The following is a 13,522-nucleotide window of genomic DNA, read 5'->3' on the forward strand; positions in this document are numbered from 1 at the left end:
GCAGCAGGAACACTCATCGCCATCGCGTGCTGACCGCCTGCACCACGACCCCGTCCGCCCCCGGGACGAGCAGGACCATGCGGGTGCCGGCGCCGGCCAGAAAGCCCCGGTGCTTTCCGGTGCCGAAGCGCGCGTACGTGCGAGACAGGCCGCGGACCGGCCGCAGCCGCAGGCGGGTGCCGTCGGTGAACGTGGCGCGGGCGACGCCGGGCTCGCCGAAGTCGAACTTGGCCGCGCGCCACCCGGTCTGCCGCACGGCGCGCCGGCGACGCCACCACAGTCCGGCGAACCCGATGGCAGTGAGCGCACCGACCATTCCGGCGAGAGTCAGCCCGTCGGCGACCCATTCCCCGGTGGGGTCGAGGAGGTCGTCGCCGGGGATCCACACGACGTCGGGGGCGTCCGGGCTGTAGGTGACCTGGACCCGGTCGCCCACGAGGTGGATGTCGCCCTTCCGCTGGTACAGCGCGACCCGATACTGGCCGCCCGGCTCGGGGTAGTCGAGCACGAAGTAGGTGTCATAGCCCTCTACGACGTTGCCGTAGACCGTGAGATCGCGTTGGTGCGCGGCAGCGGCGCGATCCTCCTCGGCGACGAACCGGTCCACCCCCGCGGCCACCGCGCCGACGCATACGACGGCAGCCCCGAGGAACAGCGCCACGCGCCCGGCCATCCGCTCGAGAACCCGTGCGCCGCCCTCGGGCCGCGCGTTGTCCCCGGGCGGCAGCCACGGCTCACCGTCGCCGGGCACCCCACGCACCACCGGCCACCTCGGCTCGCCGCGCCGCTTCTTGCCCGCGGGACGTCTGCCGGGGCTCATCGGGCTGCGGTCCGGCGCGAGCCGCGCGACACGCGCAGCGGGATCGCGTACGGCAGCGGACCGCTGGGGCCGTACGGCAACACGAGTACGAGCGCGCGGCCGGCGCCGGAGACCCACCCTTCGACCGGACGGGTTCTCAGGAATGAGTAGCGGCCACGGAGTGCCGCGACAGTTCGTGCGGCGAGGTGCGCGCCACCGCGGAAGTCGAGGCGCAGCAACTGATAACCACCCGAGGAGTCGACCACCGTCGCTGTGACGGGCTCCCACCCGTCGCGTCGCGCGGCCGTGCGCCGGCGGGCCCAGCACACCGCGAACGCCACCATCAACGGGCAAGCGAGCACGGCGACGAGCAGCGGGATAACGAGGACCCCCATCCACCCGTCGTCGAGGTTCTCCTCGTCGGCGGTCCGCATGTCCCGCGGGTCGGCCGGGTCGTAGAACACTCGCACGCGATCACCCTGGGCGTACGCGCGATCGGAGGAGCGGGCGACCACGGCCTCGTCGAGGACGTCGCCGACCTCGTAGTCCACCGTGATGGTGGGCGTTCCGTCTCCGCCGCGGGGCGTGTGCACGCCGACCACCGTCCCGGCCACCTCGGTGCCGTGGGCCAGCAGCCGGTCCGCGCTGACCGTGAGCACGGAAATCCCCGCGAAGGTGCCGGCCACCACCAGGAACCACACCACCGCGGCCACCGCCGCCCGCCGGAACCGGCGGCGCAGCAAGCGATTCCACGCTTCGGCGGCGGCCGGTTCGGGGTGGGGCCGGTCTTGGTGGGTGCGGTCGGGTTGGATTTGGTCGGGCTGGGTTCGGTCGGGCCCCCGCGCGGCGCGTTGCCGCCGGGCTTGTTCGCGCTGCGCGACGCGGTTGCGTTTTGCACGGGGCCGTCTCGCGGGTTGGTCTTCGGCGTCGTCGAGGGGCGGCCCGGATCCGTCGCTGTTTTCGGTGGTCATCGTGCTCGTTTCCTGGTCGAAGGGATCGCGGTCCAGCCCTTGCCGCCGATCTGCCTGATGGGGACGGCATACAGGCCCGCGGCGCGCGGACCGTGGTCCGTCACCAGCGTCATCTGCCGCCCCGCCCCCGCGATCCACCCCATCGTCTGAGGCTTGCCGAGGTACTCGTAACGCCCGCGCAGTCCCGAAACGGTCATCACGATCATGCGTTCGTGCCTGGAGGTGAGCAAAAGGGTCTCGTTGCCGTCACTGTTGCCCAACTCGAACGTCTTGGCGGGCCGCCAGCCCGAACGGCGTGCCGCCCGGAGCCGGCGGGTCCAGGTCACGGCGAACACGAGCGCCCACGGGCAGTAGATCGCCGCGAAGACGACCAGCAGGACCACGCCGTCGTTCCAGTAGCCGGCCCACCCTCCGTCCGCCGCCGCTGCCACGGCCACCGCCCACAGCGCGGCGGCTCCGAGGGCACGCCAGATGCGCAGCCGCACAACCCGGTTCAACGCGGCCGGGTCCGGTCCCCCGCTCATCGGTTGCGTTCCCGATGCGGCGAGGTGATCGGGGACCAGCCGGAGCTGCGGTTGAGGGGGATGGCGTAGAGGCCGTTGCCGCGTGGGGCCACGAGGACCAGGCGTTGGCCTTCGCCGGCTACCCAGGCGGAAACGGGTTCCTTGGCGAAGAACTCGTACCGACCGCGCAGCAGCGTGACGATGCGGGCCGAAGTCCGTTCGCGGCCGGCGTGGTTCAGGACGTACGTGCCGTCGCCCAGGGACGTGACCTTGACCGGTCGCCAACCGGAGCGGCGCGCGATCCGCCGGCGCCGGACCAGGACCACCGTGTACACGACGGCCCAGGAGAACGCGCCCAACTCGAGGACGACCACGACGATCGAACCCCCGGCCCAGGCGTCGTCGCCGTTGGGCTCGTCCGCGGTGCGTACATGCGACGGATCGGCCGGGTCGTAGTACACCGTCAAGACTTCGCCGACGTAGTAGCGGTTGCCGGAGTCGAGCTTGATCCCGCCTTCGACGCCCGGTGCCAAGTAGTCCACGACGATGTAGGGCCCACCTCGCGCGTCGTTATCCACGACGACCACTCGCGCGGGCACCTTCACCCCGCCGGTGAGCAGCCGGTCTGCCCGGCCGACCAGCAGCGCCACGCCGGCGAGGGACGCCGCCACCACGAGAGCCCACAGCGCGACAACGCCGAGAGCGCACCGGATCCGCGAGCGCACGGCACGGTTCAACGTCACCGGGTCCGGCTTCGTCGGCCGCCCGGTGCGGGCTAAGAGAGGTTCGTCGTCTTCTTGGCGCGGGGGGTCGCCCGCGCCGGTCATCCCCAGATCCATCAGGAAAGGGTACGACCGGGAAATCCCGTTCCACCAGGGAAAAAGCTGCGATGCAGAACACCGAGGGGGAAGGCAACCGAGAGTGCCGGTCGAGCGTGTTGACGGTCCCCCGGCGCGGCGTGGATCGAACGCCCGCAAGGCCACCACACGCGGCCCGCCACGGCGGGAACCGGTGGGCAGCACCAGAAGGAACAGCCGGCCCGACCCCGCGACCTTCGCGCCGGCCCGGCCGGCGGTTTCCGCCAGATCCACCAGGAGAGAGTGCGACCGGGTAATCGCGCTCCGCCACAGAATTCTCGTGAGTTCAGGCGAGCGTCCACTTCGTGTTGGACGTCAGGCGAAGCGGGATCGCGTACGGCTCGCCATTGCGGGGGCCGACGGGCAGGACCAGGACGAGCGTGCGGCCGGAACCGGAGACCCACACCTCTCGCGAGCCACGGCGGCGGAGGAACGCGTACCGGCCGGGCAGGACGGAGGTGGTCTTCGCCTCGATGGTGACGTGGCCGGGGAGGGCGAGTTTCAGCGTGTGGAACACCTCCGGGGCGTCGGGCCGCAGGTGTGGAGGCAGGACGATCGCCGTGGCGAGGTACCAGGGCGAGCCCCGGCGGCGGGCCCAGCCCACCGCGTAGGCGATCTCGATCGGGATGGCGGCCAGGCCCGTGACGGTGGTGAGGAGGAAGGCCCACATGGCCCAGTCGTTGAGGTTCACGTCGTCGCGCAGGCGTGCGGTGTGCGGGTCGGCGGGATCGTAGAACACCGGCACGGTCTCCCCGGCGACGTACTTGTGGTCGGAGATGTGGTCGATCGCGGCCCGCAAGGTCACGCCGGCGACCGCGTAGTCGACGGTCACGACCTCGCTGTTCACAGCAGTCACCTCGCCGTCCGTCCGGGCGCCGTGGGTCAGGAGCACTTCGCCGGGGAGGCTCGTCAGCGGGAAACCGACGCATGCGGCGAGCAGCACGGCCAGCCACGCCGCGGCGGTCCACACCGAACGCCGGAACCGGCGATGGACCACGCCGTCCCACTTCGCCCACTCACGTTGTTGCGCCTCGAGCTGTTTGGCCAGCCGGCGTTCGCGGGCGTTCCGAGGCCGCGCCGGCCCGCTCATCGGCGCCGCTCGACCCGGTGGAGGCGGATCACGGACGGCGTGGTGCGGTCCGTGCCACGTGGGACGACCACGACCAGGCGCTTGCCCTCGCCGGAGAACGGGCTGGTCTGGCCGGCGACGATCCCGTGCCCCGGGTCGTGGTGCACCAGGACGGATTCGCCCTCGGTGCGGGTGGTGCCGTCGTCGTTGGTGAGGCGGACCTGTTCGTGGCCGCCGTCCGCCGAAAGAAGCTGATCGTTGTTACCGCCGCGGCGTTCGCCCCGGTCGGTCCTCCCCAGGTCCATCTGGAGAGCGTACGGCCGGAAAATCGCACTCCACCAGGGAAAAAGCTGCGATCGAAAACACCGGCGCCGAAGGCAACCGAACGGGCTCCTCCGGCGTTTCCACTCAGCCGCGCAGGGCCACGGCCGGCACGGCGTAGGGCGCTTCGCCGCGGCCATGGCGGAACAGGACCACCGACGCGGACCCGGTGCCGCCCAGCCAGGCGGGGCGGTCGGTGTAGGTGCGCAGGAAGCGGGCGCCGTGGGTGGACGGCACGACGCGCAGGCGCACGGCCTCGCCGGAAAGCAGGCGCACGTGCAAGTACGGCGGGTTCACGCCACGGCCGGTGCTGGGCGCGAGGACGACGGTGGCCGTGCCCTCCTGCCAGCCCGTGCGGCGCACGGCGAAGGAGCGGCGGGACCAGCCGACGGCGCCCACCGCGGCCACGACGCAGCCCAGCAGGACCATGCCGAGGCCGACCCAGGCGAAGCCCAGGCCGTTCTCGCTCAGGCCGTCCTCGGTGGTCGTGCGGGCCCGCGCGCGGTCGGCCGGGTCGAAGACCACCGTGACGCGCTCGCCCGGGGTGTAGGCGTCGGTCGAGCTGCGGTCGACGCGTTCGGTCACCGGCCGGCCGTCTGCGCGGAAGGACACGTCGATCCAGCGCGTGCCCTTCGGCGGGGAGGCGACCGAAACGACCGTCCCCGGCACACGCGTGCCGGTCGCCAGCAGGGTGTCCGCCGAGTGGAGGACGCCCAGCACGGCGACCAGGCCGGCCGCGAAAGCCAAGCACCACAGCGCCGCGAGCGCCCACGCCCGCCAGGCGACAGCACGCAGCCGCCGCGTCTCGCGGATCAGGTCGGCGGTCAGCGCGCCAGCAGCACGAACACCAGCGCGAGGACGCCCGGCAGCACCTGCACCAGCAGGATCCGCTTCGAGGCCGTCGCAGCGCCGTACAGGCCGGCGACAATCACGCAGGCCAGGCCGTAGAGCTTGAACTGGAAGCCCGTCGGGTCGGTCGCGATGAGGCCCCAGATCAAGGCCGCCGCGAGGAAACCGTTGTAGAGCCCCTGGTTCGCGGCAAGCGCCTTGCTCTCCTGCGCGAACGCCTCGGTGGTGCCGAACGCAGCGCGAGCGCGCGGGGTCGTCCAGAGGAACATCTCGAGCACCACGATGTAAACGTGGATGAGGGCGACCAGCCCCACCAGCACGTTCGCGACAACCGTCACGGGGTGTTCTCACTCTCGTCGGCGAGGAGCAGGCGCTCCGCGGAGTCGAAACAGGTGTGGGTGCCCGTGTGGCAGGCCGGGCCGGTCTGGTCCACGCGCAGGAGCACTGTGTCACCGTCGCAGTCGATCCGCACTTCGCGCACATGCTGGACGTGGCCCGAGGTCTCGCCCTTCACCCACAGCTCCTGGCGGCTGCGGGACCAGTAGGTCGCGCGCCGGGTGGTGAGGGTGGATTCCAGGGCCTCGTCGTTCATCCAGGCCATCATCAGCACGTCGGACGTCGAGTGCTCCACGACGACGGCCGCGATCAGGCCGTCGGAGTTGCGCTTGAGCCGCTGGGACAGGTCCGCGTCGAGGCTCATCGGACGACGACCCCGCCTTCGCGCAGGGCGCCCTTGACGTCACCGATCTTCAGCTGTCCGAAGTGGAACACGCTCGCCGCGAGCACCGCGTCCGCACCGGCCTCCACCGCGGGCAGGAAGTGGTCGACGGCGCCCGCGCCGCCGCTGGCGATCACCGGCACGCGCACCGCGCGCCGGACCATCTCGATCAGGGAGATGTCGAAGCCGGACTTGGTGCCGTCGGCGTCCATCGAGTTGAGCAGGATCTCGCCGACGCCCAGCTCCTCGCCGCGCGCGGCCCACTCGACCGCGTCGATACCCGTGCCGCGGCGCCCGCCGTGGGTGGTCACCTCGAAGCCCGACGCCGTCGGCTCGCCGCCCTCGGGCACGCGCCGCGCGTCGACCGACAGCACGATGCACTGGGCCCCGAACCGGCGCGACGCCTCGCGCAGCAGCTCCGGGCGCGCGATCGCGGCCGTGTTGATGCTCACCTTGTCCGCGCCCGTGCGCAGCAGGCGGTTGACGTCGTCGTTGGAGCGCACGCCGCCGCCGACGGTCAGCGGGATGAAGACCTGCTCTGCCGTGCGGCGGACCACGTCGAAGGTGGTCTCACGGTTGCCCGACGACGCGGTGACGTCGAGGAAAGTCAGCTCGTCGGCGCCTTCGTGGTCATACAGCCGGGCCAGCTCCACCGGGTCGCCGGCGTCGCGCAGATCGGCGAAGTTGACGCCCTTCACCACGCGACCCGCGTCGACGTCCAGACACGGGATCACCCTCACCGCCACAGCCATGCCACCAGCGTAGCCGTCCACCTGCGACGGTCCGCCCGCCCGGTCGGCGCACCGGCGGTCAGAGAACCGGCGGCGTCCAGTCCCACAGGGGCGCGGCCTGGCGCCGGATCACCGACGCGGGCATCAATGGCACGGTCACCGCCAGCAGCGCGTGCAGCCACCACGCCGACGACGTGTCGGCCACCGCCTTGCTGCGCGCCTGCTTCGTGACGTACGCAGCACGTGGGCGGCGCGCGGCGTCGTACGCGGCGAGCGCCTCGGGCGCTGGGTGGGCCCGCAGCGATGCGGCGAGGACCACGGCGTCCTCGATCGCCTGGCAGGCGCCCTGGCCGAGGTCCGGCGGCACGGCGTGAGCCGCGTCACCGAGCAGCGCGACGCGTCCGCTCGTGAACGCGGGCAGCGGGTCGAGGTCGAGGATGTCGTTGTGCAGCACGGCGCCCGGCCGCGTCGCCGCCACGAGCTCGCGGGCCTCGGCCGGCCAGTCAGCCACGCGGCGGGTCACCTCGGCGTGCTCGCTCGGGTAGCGCACGCCGGGTGTGGACTCGGAGGCGCCGAGCGCCCAGCAGGCGCGGTCGCCGGGCAGCGGGTGGATCATGAAGTACGCGCCGCGGCCCATGGTGAAGCTGCCGCGCACCGGCGGCGCCGCGCCCGGTTCGGTGACGCCGCGCCAGGCCGTATAGCGAAACCCTGGTTCGGGTGCGGCAGGGAATGCCCGGCAGCGAAATCCACTGTGGACACCGTCGGCGGCCACGACCACGTCCGCGTCCACTTCGGATGGATCAGTTACTTCAATCCCTGTGCGCACCAAGGTTTCCGGAAACTCCGCAAGCAAAGCCGAGTGCAGCTCCGCGCGGTGGAACGCGGCGAGCGGCTCGTCCCGCCCCTCCCGGAACCGGCGCAGGAACCGGCCCGACGACGTCCGCAGGGTGCCCGTGACCTCCGACTGCGCCGAGTGCTTCCGCACCCGCTCCCCGATCCCCAGCGCGTCGAGTGCCCGCATCGCGTTGGGCGCCAGGGAAAGCCCGGCCCCGATCTCCCGCAGCTCGGGCGCGCTCCAGCACCGTGACCTCGTGTCCGGTGCGGCGCAACGCGATCGCGGCCGTCAGCCCGCCGATCCCACCGCCCACCACCACGGCCTTCACTTCGGCTCGCCGGCTTCCGCGAACGCTTCGGCCAGCCACGCGAACGCCGCGTCGGCACTGCGGACGCGCGCCGCCCGGGCGCCGTCGCGTTCGAGCAGCTCGATGCCGGCGTTCGTGATGTCGCGGAACGAGCCCAGCGTGGCGATGCGGCGACGGATCACGCGTTGCCACGCGTCGTCGTCCACGCGGTAGTAGGCGGTGCGCTCGCCGCGGCCGAGCCGTTTGCCGACCAGCCCGGCGTCGAGCAGCAGCCGCAGGTTGGTCGTGAGCGACGCGCGGCTCGCGCCCACCGCCTCGGCCAGCCGCGCCGCCGACTGCTCCGGCGGGTCGCACGCCATCAGCCAGCCGAGCACGCGTCCGGCGATCGGCGGCAGGCCGTACTCCTGCGTGAGAAAGCCCGCGACCCGCTCGACCCACTCGAGCACGTCGTCGTCCATGCGTGTCAGCATAGGCTAGTCACCACTGAAATTCGCTCGGAATGCATCAGAACGGGCCCCTCGCGCGTCTGAGAGAGCGTGACCACCAGCTTCGACGAGTTCGTGGCGGAGCGCCTCGACGGACTCCTGCGCTACGCGACCGTCCTCACCGACGATCCGCACCTGGCGCAGGACATCGTGCAGGACGTGCTGCTGCGGGCCCAGGAGCGCTGGGCGAAGATCGACTCGCCGCCCACCTACGTGCGCCGGATGGTCACCAACGAGTACCTGTCCTGGCGGCGGCGCGCGGTCCGGCGCGTGGTGCCGTCGAGCCACGAGGTGCTCGACGCGATCAGCCCGCCGACGGCCGACCCGTCGGTGGCCTACGACGAGCGTGACGAGATGCTGGCCCGCCTCGCGACGCTGCCGCGCAAGCAGCGCGCGGCGCTGGTGTTGCGCTACTACGAGAACTACTCCGACGAGGAGATCGGCGACCTCCTCAGATGCGCCACCTCCACCGTGCGAAGCCAGATCTCGCGCGCGCTCGCGACCCTGCGCGCCACGGCGTACCCCTTGCCCACCGCCCTGACCACCGGAGCCGGAGAATGAGCCAGCCCGCCCGCGACACCGAGACGCTGCTGCGCGACAGCCTCGAACGGCTCGCCGAACGCGCTCCCGACGGTCATGAAGTCCGCAACGCGCTGGTCCGCGCCCGCCAGTCGAGGCGCAGGCGGCCGAGGTTGGCGCTGGCCGCGGTGGCTGCTGCAGTGGTCGCGGTGACGGTCGGGGTGTCGGTGGTGGCCACGTGGCCCTCGCAGGTGCCGCCTGCCGCGAGTGAGCCGGTGCTGGGGTATGCGCCGGGGTGGTTGCCTGATGGGTTCACGGAGCAGTACCGGTCGGCCGGGCCGGAAAGGGCGCCGCAGGTGCGTCGGTGGTTCGCCGGGCCGAGCCGGATCGAGCTGACGGCGTTCTCGACGAAGGATCCCGAATGGTCCGCGACCGCGCTGCGCATCGCCGCGGTGCGTGACCAGGTGCTGGTGCACGGGCGGGTCGCGATGCTGACCGGGTCGACGACGTCGGCGGTGCTGACTTGGTCGCCTGATGAGACTCACGTGCTGCGGGCCGAGGTCGATGCGGTGCCGTCGGCGAAGGCGGTCGCGCAGCGGATCGCGGACGATGTTTCGCAGAGCCGGCCGATCCCGATTCGGGGAGAGGCGCGGTTCGGGCCACTGCCGGCCGGGCTTCGGGAGACGGCGACGACGGTGAGCGGGATGAGTGCCGGGGAAGCGACGACGACGTTGGAGGCTGCGCCGGTGCGGGTCACGGTGGGGGCGGCGTCGCCCGGTCTCGGCGGGTCGGTCCCGGTCACGGTCCGCGGTGTCCCCGGCGCCGCCGCGGCGGACCTGGTCACGGTGCGCCTGGCCTCCGGCCGCTGGCTCACCGTCTCCGGCAAGGTGCCGCGCGCTGAGCTGGTCGCGGTCGCCGGCGCTGTGGTGGTCGATCCGTCGCCTGACTACGGCTGGATCGGGTCCTGAATCCGGCTACTGTGGACACATGCCTACGGAGCCGGACCGGTTCGCCGGTGAGAAGTACGTCGTGCTCACCACGTTCCGCCGCGATGGGCGGGCTGTCCCCACTGCTGTGTGGTTCGGCCTCGACGGCGACGAGCTGCTGGTCTATTCCGAGCGGAAGGCGGGGAAGGTCAAGCGGCTTCGCAACAGTGGCCGGGTGGAGGTCCAGGCCAGTGACGTCCGCGGCCGTACCCACGGCCCGACTGTCGCCGGCACCGCCCGGCTGCTCGACGACGCCGGCACCGAGCGGGTGCGAAAGGCGATTCGGCGGCACTACCCGTTGGTCGGGCCGGTGTCGATGTTCTTCAGCAAGCTCCGCGGCGGCCCGCAGCGCACGATCGGGATCGCCGTGAAGCTCGACGAAGGCTGAGTGCCCTGGCAAGGGCTCGCCGCCACCACTCACCGCGCACCGCTCATCCGGCGTCGATCAGCTCCGCGGCCAGCTTCGCCGGGTCGTGCCCCGGCTCCACGCCCTCGACCAGCACCACATCACCCACCAGGTGGTCGGTGCGCAGCGGCAGGATCTCGCGGTAGTCGGGCGAGTCGTACCAGCCCCGGGCCCGGCCCAGGTCCGGGAAGGCGACCACGACGATCGGCCCCGGCCACACCCCCTCGACGACCTGCGCTTGTGCTCCGTGCACCAGGAACCGACCCCCGAACGGGTCCAAAGTGGACTGGATGCGGCGCAGGTACTCACCCACCTGGGGGTGGATCACACCAGGCTGGCGAAGGTGGGCGATGGCGTAGGCGGTCATCTCGGTCTCCTCGGTCGGATCGGTCCCTGTCGAGAACCGATCCTGCCGAGAAGACGTAACCACGTCGATTACCCGCGGGGTAATGCCTAGCGGACGGCGGCCAGTGCCTCCGGCAGGGTGAAGGCGCCGGCGTAGAGGGCCTTGCCGACGATGGCGCCTTCGATGCCGTCGCAGGCCAGGCCGGCCAGTGCCCTGAGGTCGTCCACACTGGACACCCCGCCCGAGGCGATCACGGGGGCGTCGGTGCGGGCGGCGACTTCGCGGAGGAGGTCGAGGTTCGGGCCCTTGAGGGTGCCGTCCTTGCTGACGTCGGTGACGACGTAGCGGGCGGCGCCGTCGCGGTCGAGGCGTTCCAGGACTTCCCACAGGTCGCCGCCGTCGGAGGTCCAGCCGCGGGACGCGACGCGGTGGCCGGCCTCGGTGATGCGGACGTCCAGCCCGATGGCGACGCGGTCGCCGTACGTGGTGACGACCTTGGCGGTCCAGGAGGGGTCCTCGAGGGCGGCGGTGCCCAGGTTCACGCGCCGCGCGCCGGTGGACAGGGCGGCTTCCAGCGAGGCGTCGTCGCGGATGCCGCCTGAGAGCTCCACCTGGACGTCGAGGCGGCCGATCACCTCCGCCAGCAGCTCCCGGTTCGAGCCCTTGCCGAAGGCCGCGTCGAGGTCGACGAGGTGGATCCACTCGGCGCCGTCGCGCTGCCAGGCGAGCGCGGCGTCGAGGGGGCTGCCGTAGGACGTCTCGGTCCCGGCCTCGCCCTGGACGAGTCGGACGGCCTGGCCATCGGCCACATCAACTGCGGGAAAGAGCGTGAAAGTCACCGCGACAGCGTAAAGGCGCCGGTCACGGTGCCGGACCACCGGGCCGACCTACCGCACCGAACCAGGCCGGACTAGAGAGTGGCCAGCCAGTTGCGCAGCAGCTTCGCGCCCGCGTCGCCCGACTTCTCGGGGTGGAACTGCGTGGCCCACAGCGGGCCGTTCTCCACCGCCGCCACGAAGTCCTCGCCGTGGTTGGCCCAGGTCACCTTGGGCTGCTGCCCGGCAAGGCCGGACTCCAGCTCCCACTCGCGCGCCGCGTACGAGTGCACGAAGTAGAAGCGCTCCTCCGGGTCGACACCGGCGAACAGCTGCGAGTCCTCGGGCGCGCGCACGGTGTTCCAGCCCATGTGCGGCAGCACGTCGGCGTGCAGGCGCTCGACGGTGCCGGGCCACTCCCCCGTGCCCTCGGTCTCCTCGCCGTGCTCGACGCCGCGACTGAAGAGGATCTGCATGCCCACACAGATGCCGAGGACGGGACGGCCGCCGGCCAGGCGCTTGCCGATGATGCGGTTCCCGTGCACGTCGAGCAGCCCCGCCATGCAGGCGGAGAAGGCTCCCACCCCGGGCACGAGCAACCCGTCGGCCTCGAGCGCGGCATGCGGGTCGGCGGTGACCTCCACCTCGGCGCCCGCGCGCGCGACGGCGCGTTCGGCTGAGCGGAGGTTGCCGGAACCGTAGTCGAGAATCACCACACGAGACACACGTCAAGCCTAGTCCCGGGGCGGGAGCGCACGTCAGCCGCGGCGGAAGGAGTAGACGTCCGTCACGGTGTTGCAGGGCGCGGGCGGCACGACCTCCACGCGCAGGGTGCCGGTCGGCGCGTCGTAGTCCACGCCTTCCGGGGTGAACGCGCCGGCGCAGGTGCTCGACAGCGGCAGCTGGCCGAGCTCCTTCACGCGCGCCCGGACGTCGTGGCCGGTGAGCGCGTGGGGCAGGTCGACCTGCAGGAGCTGGTAGCTCGTCGGGTACAGGTCGTTGTTGGAGTCCGACGTCGCGCACAGCAGGCGCGTCGCCGAGACGAAGTCGCAGCCCTGGGCCGCCCGGATCGGGTGGTCGAGGCGGATCCGCGCCGCGAGCGGCAGGTCGCCGGCCACCCGCGGGGCGCGGCGGTTGAGGAACGGCGTGGGCGAGACGAACAGCTCAGTCGCGTCGCCGAGCGCGCCCGAGACGAGCCACTGGCCGTCGGGGCTTACGGCGACCTGGGCGTTGGCGTTGGGAGCGGGTTCGTCGGCCGCGAGCGGGTGCACGAACTCCGTGGTCTGCCCGGACGGCGAGGTGACCAGGTACATCTTCGACACCGGCGGGTTGGTGACGGTGTCCTGGTAGACGTCGAAGGTATAGCCGCGCAGGGAGTCCGGGTCGCCGACGTGGCCCCAGCCCTCGTCCTTCAGCGGCTGCGGGATCGTGGTGCCGTTGCGGTAGACCGTCTGCGGCGCCTGACCCGGCAGCCGCAGCGTGGTGATGCCTTCGCCGCTGACGGAGTTGGCGACGGAGACCTTCCCGGTCTGGCGCCAGCCGCCGAGGGAAGCGGCGGGGCTCGCCGTGGCAAGGGAAGCGCAGCTCAGAACAGCCGCGGCGGACAGTACAAGGGCTTTCGCCGCCAACGTCGACAGACGCATGGTTCGCTCCTTCGCGAACGTGACCTTGGCGGCGGCCCGCAAATTTTTGCACGCGCCCCCGTTTCACCGGAGGCCCCGCTGGGTATTCACCCGTTCGGCTGAGGCGCCGCCGGCGCCCCCGGACGAGGGAAGAGGAAGACATGTCCGAGTCGGACCTCCTCTGCCAGATGTTCGAAGCGTGGCGGGACGACATCAACAGCGTGCCGTTTCCGCAGTTCACGACGCTGGTGATCCCTCCGCAACCCTCCCGCGCCCACGTCGACGCATGTCGTTCTCGTGACGCTCGCAAAGAGAACGTGATGAATCCCACGCACTGGAACCGGGGTCATCTGTGATTTCCTGCTGGCACCGCGTCGACGCGA

The 13,522-nt window shown here is 71.8% G+C and carries 20 protein-coding genes and 1 pseudogene; 4 read left to right on the top strand and 17 right to left on the bottom strand.

The window, feature by feature from the left end:
* Nucleotides 1-13 precede the first annotated feature (13 nt).
* The 13 genes and pseudogenes from ABZU76_RS01045 to ABZU76_RS01105 form a co-directional block, all read right to left on the bottom strand.
* Nucleotides 14-820 carry a hypothetical protein gene (locus tag ABZU76_RS01045; RefSeq protein WP_354863816.1) on the bottom strand — a complete coding sequence of 269 codons (807 nt, stop codon included), beginning with the start codon at nt 818-820 and terminating at the stop codon, nt 14-16.
* A complete protein-coding gene (locus ABZU76_RS01050; RefSeq protein WP_354863818.1) occupies nt 817-1,770 on the bottom strand; it encodes a DUF3592 domain-containing protein in 954 nt (317 codons plus the stop codon). The genes ABZU76_RS01045 and ABZU76_RS01050 overlap by 4 nt, the downstream gene beginning before the upstream one ends.
* A complete protein-coding gene (locus tag ABZU76_RS01055) occupies nt 1,767-2,294 on the bottom strand; it encodes a hypothetical protein (protein ID WP_354863820.1) in 528 nt (175 codons plus the stop codon). The genes ABZU76_RS01050 and ABZU76_RS01055 overlap by 4 nt, the downstream gene beginning before the upstream one ends.
* Nucleotides 2,291-3,112, bottom strand: a complete 822-nt coding sequence (locus ABZU76_RS01060) for a DUF3592 domain-containing protein (RefSeq protein WP_354863822.1) — start codon at nt 3,110-3,112, stop codon at nt 2,291-2,293. Before ABZU76_RS01060 ends, ABZU76_RS01055 begins: the two co-directional genes overlap by 4 nt.
* Before the next feature lie 304 nt (nt 3,113-3,416).
* A complete protein-coding gene (locus ABZU76_RS01065) occupies nt 3,417-4,220 on the bottom strand; it encodes a DUF3592 domain-containing protein (protein WP_354863823.1) in 804 nt (267 codons plus the stop codon).
* The gene (locus ABZU76_RS01070) at nt 4,217-4,504 is read right to left on the bottom strand and encodes a hypothetical protein (RefSeq protein WP_354863825.1); all 288 of its coding nucleotides are present in this window, start codon (nt 4,502-4,504) and stop codon (nt 4,217-4,219) included. The genes ABZU76_RS01065 and ABZU76_RS01070 overlap by 4 nt, the downstream gene beginning before the upstream one ends.
* A gap of 103 nt (nt 4,505-4,607) precedes the next feature.
* Nucleotides 4,608-5,456: a DUF3592 domain-containing protein gene (locus ABZU76_RS01075; protein WP_354864724.1), complete on the bottom strand. Its 849-nt coding sequence runs from the start codon at nt 5,454-5,456 to the stop codon at nt 4,608-4,610.
* Nucleotides 5,345-5,707, bottom strand: a complete 363-nt coding sequence (locus tag ABZU76_RS01080) for a DUF1304 domain-containing protein (RefSeq protein WP_220238022.1) — start codon at nt 5,705-5,707, stop codon at nt 5,345-5,347. The genes ABZU76_RS01075 and ABZU76_RS01080 overlap by 112 nt, the downstream gene beginning before the upstream one ends.
* Complete coding sequence (hisI, locus tag ABZU76_RS01085; protein ID WP_220238021.1) at nt 5,704-6,069, bottom strand: phosphoribosyl-AMP cyclohydrolase; 366 nt, start codon at nt 6,067-6,069, stop codon at nt 5,704-5,706. The genes ABZU76_RS01080 and hisI overlap by 4 nt, the downstream gene beginning before the upstream one ends.
* Entirely contained in the window at nt 6,066-6,839 is a 774-nt protein-coding gene (gene hisF, locus ABZU76_RS01090; protein ID WP_354863828.1) for an imidazole glycerol phosphate synthase subunit HisF, read from the bottom strand. Before hisF ends, hisI begins: the two co-directional genes overlap by 4 nt.
* 58 nt (nt 6,840-6,897) lie before the next feature.
* Nucleotides 6,898-7,839, bottom strand: a complete 942-nt coding sequence (locus ABZU76_RS01095) for an FAD-dependent monooxygenase (RefSeq protein ID WP_354863830.1) — start codon at nt 7,837-7,839, stop codon at nt 6,898-6,900.
* A 31-nt stretch (nt 7,840-7,870) separates the two neighbouring features.
* Nucleotides 7,871-8,020: pseudogene (locus tag ABZU76_RS01100) on the bottom strand (FAD-dependent oxidoreductase); the annotation flags it as partial.
* Nucleotides 7,978-8,418 (bottom strand): transcriptional regulator, encoded by a 441-nt coding sequence (locus ABZU76_RS01105; protein ID WP_354863832.1) that lies wholly within the window; start codon nt 8,416-8,418, stop codon nt 7,978-7,980. The pseudogene ABZU76_RS01100 and the gene ABZU76_RS01105, both read right to left, overlap by 43 nt.
* A gap of 78 nt (nt 8,419-8,496) precedes the next feature.
* On the opposite strand from ABZU76_RS01105, the gene ABZU76_RS01110 reads away from it, so the two are divergent.
* Genes ABZU76_RS01110 through ABZU76_RS01120 form a run of 3 tightly spaced genes read left to right on the top strand, consistent with a single transcriptional unit; the run spans nt 8,497 to nt 10,338 of the window.
* Nucleotides 8,497-9,006 (top strand): SigE family RNA polymerase sigma factor, encoded by a 510-nt coding sequence (locus ABZU76_RS01110; protein WP_220238017.1) that lies wholly within the window; start codon nt 8,497-8,499, stop codon nt 9,004-9,006.
* Entirely contained in the window at nt 9,003-9,932 is a 930-nt protein-coding gene (locus ABZU76_RS01115) for a hypothetical protein (protein ID WP_354863834.1), read from the top strand. Before ABZU76_RS01110 ends, ABZU76_RS01115 begins: the two co-directional genes overlap by 4 nt.
* 19 nt (nt 9,933-9,951) lie before the next feature.
* Nucleotides 9,952-10,338: a PPOX class F420-dependent oxidoreductase gene (locus tag ABZU76_RS01120; protein ID WP_354863836.1), complete on the top strand. Its 387-nt coding sequence runs from the start codon at nt 9,952-9,954 to the stop codon at nt 10,336-10,338.
* A gap of 43 nt (nt 10,339-10,381) precedes the next feature.
* Here the strand turns inward: ABZU76_RS01120 and ABZU76_RS01125 are convergent, their stop codons facing one another.
* The 4 genes from ABZU76_RS01125 to ABZU76_RS01140 all read right to left on the bottom strand — a co-directional run bounded on the left by ABZU76_RS01125 (nt 10,382) and on the right by ABZU76_RS01140 (nt 13,160).
* Nucleotides 10,382-10,723, bottom strand: a complete 342-nt coding sequence (locus ABZU76_RS01125; RefSeq protein WP_354863838.1) for a DUF1330 domain-containing protein — start codon at nt 10,721-10,723, stop codon at nt 10,382-10,384.
* An 86-nt stretch (nt 10,724-10,809) separates the two neighbouring features.
* The gene (gene priA, locus ABZU76_RS01130; protein ID WP_220238013.1) at nt 10,810-11,541 is read right to left on the bottom strand and encodes a bifunctional 1-(5-phosphoribosyl)-5-((5-phosphoribosylamino)methylideneamino)imidazole-4-carboxamide isomerase/phosphoribosylanthranilate isomerase PriA; all 732 of its coding nucleotides are present in this window, start codon (nt 11,539-11,541) and stop codon (nt 10,810-10,812) included.
* Between the two features lie 71 nt (nt 11,542-11,612).
* Entirely contained in the window at nt 11,613-12,233 is a 621-nt protein-coding gene (gene hisH, locus ABZU76_RS01135) for an imidazole glycerol phosphate synthase subunit HisH (RefSeq protein ID WP_354864726.1), read from the bottom strand.
* A 42-nt stretch (nt 12,234-12,275) separates the two neighbouring features.
* On the bottom strand, nt 12,276-13,160 hold the full coding sequence (locus ABZU76_RS01140) for a hypothetical protein (protein WP_354863840.1): 885 nt from the start codon (nt 13,158-13,160) through the stop codon (nt 12,276-12,278).
* A gap of 140 nt (nt 13,161-13,300) precedes the next feature.
* On the opposite strand from ABZU76_RS01140, the gene ABZU76_RS01145 reads away from it, so the two are divergent.
* Nucleotides 13,301-13,495, top strand: coding sequence for a hypothetical protein (locus ABZU76_RS01145; protein ID WP_354863842.1), 195 nt, complete (start codon nt 13,301-13,303; stop codon nt 13,493-13,495).
* Nucleotides 13,496-13,522 lie beyond the last annotated feature (27 nt).

The organism is Amycolatopsis sp. NPDC005232 (assembly GCF_040607795.1).
Classification (GTDB): Bacteria; Actinomycetota; Actinomycetes; order Mycobacteriales; family Pseudonocardiaceae; genus Amycolatopsis.